We start from the raw sequence: 795 nt of genomic DNA on the forward strand, positions 1-795 counted from the left end.
GAACCGATTTTATCGCGCACAATGCATTTCAAATAATGGGCAAAACGACAGCATGCAAATAGATAGGGTAGACGTGCGGCAAGGTTTGCATTGGCAGTTGCATCCGGATCAAAAAACTCGCCGGGTTTTTGCATTGACTGCGCGCCTATAAATGCGGCTATATCCGTATTTTTGCGATGGATAAGTGGCATAAACCCATTTTTTGCCAACTCTGCTTCGCGACGATCTGAAATCGCAATTTCAGTTGGGCATTTCATATCCACACCGCCGTCATCGGTGGGGAAAGTATGTGTTGGTAGATTGGGTACGGCACCACCGGATTCTACACCGCGAATTGATGTGCACCAGCCATACTCTTTGAAGGAATTATTGATATTGACTGCCATCGCATAGGCAGAGTTTGCCCAGCAGTAACGTGAGTGATCAGCGCCATCAATAGTTTCTTCAAAATTGAAATCATCAATCGGGTTGGTTTTTGCACCGTAGGGTGTGCGCGCTAAAAAGCGTGGCATGGTAAGACCAAGATAGCGCGCATCGTCTGATTCGCGCAGGCTGCGCCAAGCGGCATATTCAGTGTTTTCAAAAATTTTAGTGAGGTCGCGTGGGTTAGCTAACTCTTGCCAGGATTGCATCTGCATCACTGCCGGATCGGCAGCAGAGATAAAGGGGCAGTGAGCGGCGGCAGAAATTTTTGCCATTTCTCCAAGCAATTCAACGTCCGGTGGCGAGTGGTCAAAATTGAAATCACCCACCATGCAGCCGTAAGGTGAACCACCTAATTGATCGTATTCTTGC

Annotated in this window: 1 protein-coding gene; it reads right to left on the reverse strand. The window is 47.9% G+C overall.

Translation table 11 applies throughout. The annotated features are described in order from the left end of the window. Positions 1-795, reverse strand: a 795-nt coding sequence (tssC, locus tag ACWA6V_RS17595; protein ID WP_449523722.1) for a type VI secretion system contractile sheath large subunit, incomplete at both ends; no start/stop codon positions are given.

This window comes from Cellvibrio sp., from assembly GCF_053579595.1.